At 48.6% G+C, this 8,282-nt stretch carries 9 protein-coding genes; 6 read left to right on the forward strand and 3 right to left on the reverse strand.

Going from position 1 to position 8,282, the window contains the following annotated elements; all coding sequences use genetic code 11:
• On the forward strand, positions 1–225 hold a 225-nt coding region (locus WBV27_RS05345), incomplete at its 5' end, for an aldo/keto reductase (protein WP_424200093.1).
• Between the two features lie 612 nt (positions 226–837).
• Here WBV27_RS05345 and WBV27_RS05350 read toward each other — a convergent pair.
• Together WBV27_RS05350 and tnpA are read right to left on the reverse strand one after the other, a co-directional pair.
• Entirely contained in the window at positions 838–2,352 is a 1,515-nt protein-coding gene (locus WBV27_RS05350; protein WP_424200095.1) for a hypothetical protein, read from the reverse strand.
• A 34-nt stretch (positions 2,353–2,386) separates the two neighbouring features.
• A complete protein-coding gene (gene tnpA / locus WBV27_RS05355; protein ID WP_424200097.1) occupies positions 2,387–2,797 on the reverse strand; it encodes an IS200/IS605 family transposase in 411 nt (136 codons plus the stop codon).
• Positions 2,798–3,050: 253 nt separating this feature from the next.
• Here tnpA and WBV27_RS05360 point away from each other — a divergent pair, with 253 nt between their 5' ends.
• On the forward strand, positions 3,051–3,767 hold the full coding sequence (locus WBV27_RS05360; protein WP_424200099.1) for a VIT1/CCC1 transporter family protein: 717 nt from the start codon (positions 3,051–3,053) through the stop codon (positions 3,765–3,767).
• A 54-nt stretch (positions 3,768–3,821) separates the two neighbouring features.
• Here the strand turns inward: WBV27_RS05360 and WBV27_RS05365 are convergent, their stop codons facing one another.
• Positions 3,822–4,673, reverse strand: coding sequence for a VOC family protein (locus tag WBV27_RS05365; RefSeq protein ID WP_424200101.1), 852 nt, complete (start codon positions 4,671–4,673; stop codon positions 3,822–3,824).
• A 293-nt stretch (positions 4,674–4,966) separates the two neighbouring features.
• On the opposite strand from WBV27_RS05365, the gene dnaX reads away from it, so the two are divergent.
• From dnaX to WBV27_RS05385, 4 genes are all read left to right on the forward strand, one after another.
• Positions 4,967–6,907 carry a DNA polymerase III subunit gamma/tau gene (dnaX, locus tag WBV27_RS05370; protein WP_424200103.1) on the forward strand — a complete coding sequence of 647 codons (1,941 nt, stop codon included), beginning with the start codon at positions 4,967–4,969 and terminating at the stop codon, positions 6,905–6,907.
• A gap of 67 nt (positions 6,908–6,974) precedes the next feature.
• Positions 6,975–7,289: a YbaB/EbfC family nucleoid-associated protein gene (locus WBV27_RS05375; RefSeq protein ID WP_086630106.1), complete on the forward strand. Its 315-nt coding sequence runs from the start codon at positions 6,975–6,977 to the stop codon at positions 7,287–7,289.
• A 119-nt stretch (positions 7,290–7,408) separates the two neighbouring features.
• Positions 7,409–8,005: a recombination mediator RecR gene (gene recR, locus WBV27_RS05380; RefSeq protein ID WP_086630105.1), complete on the forward strand. Its 597-nt coding sequence runs from the start codon at positions 7,409–7,411 to the stop codon at positions 8,003–8,005.
• A gap of 35 nt (positions 8,006–8,040) precedes the next feature.
• On the forward strand, positions 8,041–8,282 hold a 242-nt coding region (locus WBV27_RS05385; protein WP_424200106.1), incomplete at its 3' end, for a YaaL family protein.

The following is an 8,282-nucleotide window of genomic DNA, read 5'->3' on the forward strand; positions in this document are numbered from 1 at the left end:
GAAGCGACGATTGCACAGGTATCGCTTGCGTGGTTATTGGCACAAAAAGATTGGATTGTACCTATTCCAGGAACAACAAAATTGAGTAGAATAGACGAAAATGTTGGTGCAACGTCCATTCATTTTAGTAAACAAGAGCTGAACGACATTAACCATGCAGTGGATCAATTAGAAATTGTAGGGGATCGCTATAATCAAGAACAAAACAAACGAACGGGTAAATAATGTCTGCTGAATTCTCATCCTGATGTTGAGTCAATGGGAGATGTTTTGGAGCAGGAAACAACGTATGTTCCAGGTGACGATGATACGCATGAAGACAAGTATATTGAAAGCTAAGTAAGGCAAGCACCCAAAAACTCCCGAAAGAATGGATTCCGGGAGCTTTTTGTATTGCTGTAAGAGATTTATCTGACAAATTCAAGTTTCCTCTTCCGGAAGCCATCTCGCTTCAAGTGCAAATACTTTATAATGTAGGTCATTCCTTATATAATTGCAGTGTAACGAGCAAGGTATAGACACATGGTTACTGCGGGCTTCTTTATAAGAAGGAGGAGTAAAAAATGGACTTTCTTTGGTCTCTAATTGTCGGTGGTGTCTTAGGCGCACTCGCTGGAGCTTTTTTGGCTGACTGCTCCCCATGGATAAATACAGGGGGTTCCAAGGGCGGTTGGGACGTCACGGACCGTACTGGCGATATTTCCACAAAAGTGGAGATGTCGTTTTTCTATTTCCGTTCTATTCCCAATAGCCCTTAGACTCTCTCAACAAGGCGCCCAGTGGCACCATTAACGTTGAAGGCTCGCAGCTGAACCTTTTGGTTGCTATATACATTTGTTAAGCAAATTGAAAGTCTCGCAGTCCGAAATTGCTGGACTGGCGTTCGGTTGATTGGCAGAGTGTCTGGATGCAGGTGTCGTGGTGGGCCATGAAGGTGGCGAACGTCGTGCTGCATTTTGTGCGGTCAGTTTCGTTGCGTGTCGGTTGGCTATTTTTCAGGAGGAACGCACTGTACAGGTCCCGTTGGACAAGCTGCCCTCCAACAAGGGTCGTACGTTCATCACGTGTCTTCTTAATATATGTATCATTTACGTGGTTGTACTGGCTGGCACGAAATTTAAAGGTATCCACCTCTTGCAGGGCGCCCCCTTCTTGGGGCGCTTTTTGCTTCACGATGCCAACCAACATAGCCGGCGCATGATAGCCGATGGACTTGCCATAGCGCCCATTACGATTGAATCGCCCGTCCTTATTGACAGTGGTCTCTTTGGCCCGCTTCATCAATGCGCGGAAATCCATTTCCTCCACATAAACCTGATTACCCAGTGCCAGGATGGCATTGGCGGTTTTGTTGTGAGCTTCCTTTAAGGCCACCGCCCGACGGCGGTAGAGGTCCTTCAAGCGAAACACGATTTTCATGTAGTTCCTGCTCCGTACCCAGGTCAACTTGACACCCTGCTTGACGGTGCCGTCGACATTAAAGTTGGTGGGGTTAGTTGCGCGGCGACTCCGGTCCAGTTTACGTTGCAACAGATGAATCGCGCGGTCATAGGACTTTCCTTCCGGAAACAATTCCTTCAAGATGACGCCGTCATCACCTGCTACCGCCACCGTAGAGGTGCCGATATCGATGCCCACTTCCGCATTCGGAGCGGGTTTTCGGCGGGGCATCCCTGCATTGTTGTTGCGTTTCACCGGCGGGATGCCTTCCAACACCAGTTGCAGGAAGTACTGATTGCCGCCCTTGAACGCCTTGCGCACGATGCGGCAGTATTTCACCCGGTGCAAGGAAAGGGATTCCCGAACAAATAAATCGTTGGCACGGATATTGACGGGCAGAACCAGCCCGTTCCACTCCAAACGGTCGCCTTTGAAGCGCATACCTGTAGCGTTCGACTTGCCTTCCAACGATTCCAGCTGTCCGAATTTTTTGAAGCGTACCTTTTTGCCTTTGCCATACAGAAGGGAGGACACACTTATCCAGACCGTAGAAGCGATTTTCTGTGCTGTGAAGCTGTCGATATGCTTCTTGTACGCCTCGCGCATCCGTCCGATGTAAGCATGCAAAGCGTATTCGGTCATACCAAAGGTCTTTTGGATAGCTTGCAACTCCTTGTTGCAAGCCGTCACACATTCCTTGTCCTTTGCTTTGATGGACAAGCGGCGTTCTGCCAGCACGTCTTGGTATCGACGGTTCTTATACAACTCTGTCAGCTGCGTCCGCGCATGATACAAGACCTTGTTATACAGTTTTTCAGCGATTTTGAAACGCTTATCCAGCACTGCTTGTTCATTTTGATACGTGACAAGTCGCAGCTCTACGACAAATGAAGCTGTTTTGCTTTTAGCCATAGGTGTTCCTCCTTTCCTGATGATTGCTTTGTATTTACTGGCGTTGTGAGGTCTTTTGGCTTTGAATGTATTGCTTCATCATTTCAAGCGGTGCCCCACCCACCGTGGAAACGAAATAGCTATTCGACCAAAGCGTGGGTAGCTTCGTCGTCAGCTCCTTAAACTCCTGTCTCAGCACGCGGGAAGAAGTTCCCTTGATGCGTTTGACTGCTTTGTGAACCCCGAATTGTGGGTCTATATCCAATAGGAGGTGAACGTGGTCTGGCATGATCTCCATTTCCTGAATTTCGAGGGATAGAGCGGTGCACGTTTCTACAATGAGCTCCTTTAAGCGTGCCGCCACTGGTCCGACAAGGACCTTTCGCCGATATTTTGGACACCAGACAACATGGTAGGTGCAAGAATAAGTGATGTTATTATTTGATTTATATTTTTTATTTTCCATACATTAATTATATAGCGTATTTACACATAATACAACTAACCGCACGTCTTATATCCCCATAGCTCAAGCAAGGGGCTTTACGACGCTCTTTCAGTAAACCGTGGAAGTTTCATTCTATGCCTGTATTTTTTTTGCCTTCTTTTGCACTAATGAATTATGATAAGGCAGACTGTTGAGGCCTGTTATGTAGCTGGAATGTAGTAAAATAAATATAAGGAAGAGATGATAAGAAGTTTTTGAAGGAGCGTGAGTTATGGGTAATCCTTTGATAAAAGGAGAACAGAAAAAATTTAAAGGCGGAAAATACATCAAAAGTATAGTCTATGGTGGATTGGACGGAATTGTTACGACATTTGCCGTAGTCTCAGGTGTTGCGGGTGCGTCGCTGGCTATGAAAGTGGTTATCATTCTCGGTTTTTCTAACCTCTTGGCTGACGGCTTTTCAATGGCTGTAGGTGACTATCTTTCTTCGAAATCTGAGAATGAGTACAATCTCGGTCTCAAAAAACAAAAAAGCCGAGAAGTGGTTGAAAACATTGATGATGAAATAGAAAGTTTAGTGAATGCCTATGAGAACCAAGGCATGTCAACTAAAGATGCTCAATCCATAGCCTATACGTTAGCCAAATATGAAACATCATTTGTTGATCAAAGGATCACAAATGGGCATGGCAGTGATGAGATCCAGGATGGGCCACTGAAAAATGCTATCGTTACCTTTTTTTCTTTCTTTATTTTTGGAATGACTCCGCTTTTAGTATATGTTCTTTCCATGTTCGTGCCGGATCTGAATGAGCATGTTTTTTTTGTTGCTTCTGTTCTGACCGGTGTGACATTGTTTCTTTTAGGAGCATTGAAATCTCTTATTACCCAGTCAAACTGGCTGAGATCCGGACTGGAAATGTTGATTATAGGCGGTTTAGCAGCTGTTGCTGCTTACTTGATAGGGTTTATATTGGGAGGAATTTAATAAGCGTAACCGGCAGGGGATTCCCGCCGGTTACGCTTTTTGGATATAATTTAATTACTCGCCTTGATGAATGACAGCATGGATCTCGATGCCGCTGTTGTCTTTGAAGATAAGTGTGTTGTCCGCTTCTTCAAACGAAACCTCTGCGTGAACCAATCTGCCTTTCAACGCTTCATAGGCAGTACTGTCAGCAACTACCCAAGTGAAGTACGCCAAGCCTAGTTGGTTCTCTTCAGCGGCAGGCAGATGTTTTCCAGCCCACATGTTCGATCCGATGTGGTGATGGTAGTTTCCGGCGGCGAAGAATTTTGCTTGTCCGAAAAAGTCCGATTTCAATGAAATGCCGAGCACATTTTCATAAAATTGTTGGGTTTCGACCAGATCGTGAACGGTCAGATGGACGTGTCCCATTATTGAACCGGCAGGGATGCCGTCATAAATTTTGACCATCGCTCCGATTACGCCATCCGCATCCATCGCTTCGGTAATGCCCTCGATTTTGCCATCCGGACGGACATCCCAAGCCGACAGCTCTTTGTCGCGGTAGATTTCGATGCCGTTGCCTTCCGGATCGTTGAAGTAAATGGCTTCGCTGTAGCCGTGATCACTCGCGCCATCAATGCCGTATTTCTTCGTCAGCAAATGGTATAGGATGGATCCCAAGTCCGCACGGGTCGGCAAAAGAATCGCCAAGTGAAAAAGTCCAGTCGTTCTTTTGCGGGCAGCCGGAGATTGGAGCTTGATCAGCTCCACCAGAGGCGCGTTGTCCGCAGCAACCCCCAATACAACCGAATTTTCCTTTTCTTCCATTAAATCCAAGCCCAGCGCTTCCTGATAGAATTGCGTCATTTTCTTCAGATCATTGACTTTCAAGGCAACTTTGCCCAAATCCCAAAATGCTGTCATGTTCATTTTCCCCTTTATTGTCTATTGTCGTTTTTATTTGAAGTTCGTTCTTGCCGGAATAGTATCACAAATTTAATTAATACGAATTCGAAATATTCGATAGAATTACTATAATCCATAGCTTACTTTTTGTCAATTAATATTATTTCCTTGTTTTAAATGGGCTGAAATCCCCCAGAATCAAGCAAAATATAAGCTTATATTACTCAGGAAAGCCGCAGAGCCGTGCCTTCCTATTTTCCTGTTTTTCCCTTATAATAGATGGACGAAGCAAAAGTGAAAGAGGGAAAAGGATGAGCTATCAAGCACTATATCGGGTTTGGCGCCCGCAGCGGTTCGGAGACATCGCAGGTCAGGAAGCGGTCACGCAGACGCTGAAGAACGCCTTAATACAGGGGAAAACGAGCCATGCTTACCTTTTTACCGGGCCGCGCGGAACGGGTAAGACGAGTGCAGCCAAGATTTTTGCGAAAGCCATCAACTGTCATCATCGCGTCGACGGGGAGCCGTGCAACGAATGTGAAACATGCAAGGCCATCACCGAAGGACGCTTGAACGACGTCATCGAAATCGATGCCGCCAGCAACAACGGCGTGGAGGAAATCCGGGACATCCGCGACAAAGCGCGTTATGCGCCGACCCAAGCCGACTACAAAGTCTACATCATCGATGAGGTCCATATGCTCTCGACCGGGGCCTTCAATGCGCTCCTGAAGACGCTGGAGGAGCCGCCGGAAAATGTCATCTTCATTTTGGCGACGACGGAGCCGCACAAGATTCCGTTGACGATCATTTCCAGGACGCAACGGTTCGACTTCAAGCGGATTTCCTATCAGGACATCATCAACCGGATGGCCTATATCCTGCAGGAGGAGAAGATCGGCTACGATGATCAGGCGCTGCATGTCATCGCGCGCTCCGCGAACGGCGGGATGCGGGATGCGCTCAGCTTGCTCGATCAGATTATCTCCTACGGGTCGGAATCGGTCACTTTCGAAAATGCGGTGAAAGTGTCAGGCAGTCTGACGGAGGAAATGATGATTTCCTTCTCCAGTGCGTTGCTGCATGAAGAGACGGAATCGGCGCTGCAACTGCTGCAGGAAATACTGAGTGCCGGTAAAGAGGCCGGCCGTTTCCTTGAGGAGATGATCCTGTTTGCGCGGGATGTGCTAGTCTATCAGCAGACAAAAGGCAAGGCCTTTGCGGACAACACGCAACAATACAGCGAAGCTTTCCAGACTTTCTCGCAGGAGGCACCGGCAACGTTCCTCTACGAGATGATCGAAGCCTTTAACGAAACGCAAAGTGAGATGCGCTTCTCGACGCAACCGGATATCTATCTGGAAGTGTTGGCGGTGAAGCTGTCCCAATCCAAGGCGCACGCACAGGCGGCAGCTCCGAGCGCACAAGCGGCGCCGAACGGAGAAGTCCAGAGGTTGGCGCACGAATTGGAGCTCGTCAAAAAGGAACTTGCGAAGCTGCAGGAACTGATCGCTTCCGGGAATCTTACCGTTTCCCAGGAGGGTGCTAAAGCGGCACCGGCCAAAAAAGAAACGGTCCGTTCGTCGAACACCTCAGCCGGTTTCAAACCCAACATGGGGCGGACTTACCAGATTTTGGGCGAGGCGACGAAGCAAGATCTTGCCCGCGTTCGTGATTTCTGGACGGATATCCTGGATGTGCTCTCGGTCACCCAGCGTGCCGTGCTCAAGCAGGCCAATCCGGTGGCGGCGAGTCCGACCAGCTTTATCCTGTCGTTCCAGTATGATATCCTTTGCCAAAAAGCGACGGAAGATGCTGAACTGCAGGCGGCCGTGGATGCCGCAACGCAGCGGATGCTGCAGCGTCCCGGCGAATTGGTGTGCTTGACGGAAGAGCAGTGGACTTCGGTACGACGCAACTACATCCAGAACCGGAACGACAGCCCAGCTGCTGAATCCGTGGGTGAACCGAAAAAAGCCGCGCCAAAGCAGGCGGCACCACCCGCTACACCTAAACAGCAGGCTTCGGCAACAGCCGGTAAGGATAAGCCGGTCGATCTGGATCTGCCGCCGGAACCGCCGATGCCGGAAATGGAAGACGGTTACCGCGGTGACTATCACCCCGGGAATTTCGCCGATGATTTTTCGGTCGAGACCGATCCGATTGTGATAGAGGAGCAAAAGGAACAGGAAGTCGTCGATCAGGCGCTGAGCCTTTTCGGGGACCAAGTCGTAACTGTCGTTGAGGACTGACAGCGTTCGAAATAAATATAAGCTATGAACACAAACTAAAATACACAAACAGAGAGGGAGTCATACAATGCGAGGCGGAATGGGAAATATGCAAGGCATGATGAAACAAATGCAAAAAATGCAGAAAGAAATGGAGCAGACACAAGCAGAACTCAACATAACGGAGTTTGTCGGTGCGGCTTCAAATGATTTGGTCAAAATCACGATGACCGGCAACAAGAAGGTGACCGACGTTGTCATCGCACCTGAAGCGGTCGATCCGGAAGATGTGGAAATGCTGCAGGATCTGATCCTGATGGCGACTAATGACGCATTAAGCAAGATCGATGAAGCAACGAAAGCGAAATTGGGCAAGTTTGCCAGCGCGATTCCGGGCTTCTAAGCCAGGCTACAGGCAATAAGCGAAATGAATGAGGGGAGCGAGGGTGAGACAAGTCGGGCAGTGTTGACTTTAGTCCCAGCCTCCTTTCTTTTGAGAGAAGAAAAGGGGATTTAACTGAAATGCAATACCCAGAACCGATAGCGAAATTAATCGAAAGTTTCATGAAACTGCCGGGCATCGGGCAAAAAACGGCAGCCCGGTTGGCCTTTTTCTGTCTGGATATGGACGAGGAGGCTGTGCTGGCGTTCGCGGATGCGCTGATCCGTTCAAAAAGGGATTTACACCAGTGCGCCATCTGCGGTAATATTACCGAATCAGATCCATGCAACATCTGTGCGGACAATACCCGGGACAAGTCCATTATCCTGGTGGTCGAAAATCCCCGCGACATCATGTCGATGGAGAAAATCCGCGAATACCACGGTTTGTACCATGTGTTGAATGGCGTCCTTTCGCCGATGGAAGGGACCGGACCGGAAGATCTGAACATCGCCAGTCTGATCAAACGCCTGCAGGATGAGACAGTCAAGGAAATCATCATCGCAACGAATGCGACAGCCGAAGGGGAAGCGACAGCAATGTATCTTTCGCGTCTAATCAAGCCGGCGGGCATCAAAGTGACGCGTCTGGCTTACGGGCTGGCGGTCGGCAGCGATATCGAATACGCGGATGAGATGACCCTCTTCCGTGCCATCGATGGGCGCCGGGAACTGTAACAAGGGTAGGAACAACGGGGGGAACGGAAAACAAAATGGCATTCCATTTGAACAGCGCAAGCAAGAAGCAGGGACACTTAAAGCAGAAATACGACGAAAAACTGGTCGACTTGATCAGCGATGTCCATCAACATTACACTACTTTGGCTCAACTGCAGCAGAATGCCTATGATTTGCCGGAAGATTTGCGTATCTTCGAGAAGATAGCGGAAGCGAAATATCTGTTCCTGCTGCGGGAAGCCAAAGAAAGACAGATCCAAGCGGATATTTCCGCACC

Origin of the sequence: Trichococcus sp. (assembly GCF_049589555.1) — a bacterium.
GTDB lineage: Bacteria > Bacillota > Bacilli > Lactobacillales > Aerococcaceae > Trichococcus.

Excerpts from the sequence above, each read along its gene's own strand:
- WBV27_RS05375 (WP_086630106.1), top strand. The coding sequence starts at position 6,975 with ATGCGAGGCGGAATGGGAAATATGCAAGGCATGATGAAACAAATGCAA.
- recR (WP_086630105.1), top strand. The coding sequence starts at position 7,409 with ATGCAATACCCAGAACCGATAGCGAAATTAATCGAAAGTTTCATGAAA.
- WBV27_RS05365 (WP_424200101.1), bottom strand. The coding sequence starts at position 4,673 with ATGACAGCATTTTGGGATTTGGGCAAAGTTGCCTTGAAAGTCAATGAT.
- tnpA (WP_424200097.1), bottom strand. The coding sequence starts at position 2,797 with ATGGAAAATAAAAAATATAAATCAAATAATAACATCACTTATTCTTGC.
- WBV27_RS05360 (WP_424200099.1), top strand. The coding sequence starts at position 3,051 with ATGGGTAATCCTTTGATAAAAGGAGAACAGAAAAAATTTAAAGGCGGA.
- WBV27_RS05350 (WP_424200095.1), bottom strand. The coding sequence starts at position 2,352 with ATGGCTAAAAGCAAAACAGCTTCATTTGTCGTAGAGCTGCGACTTGTC.
- dnaX (WP_424200103.1), top strand. The coding sequence starts at position 4,967 with ATGAGCTATCAAGCACTATATCGGGTTTGGCGCCCGCAGCGGTTCGGA.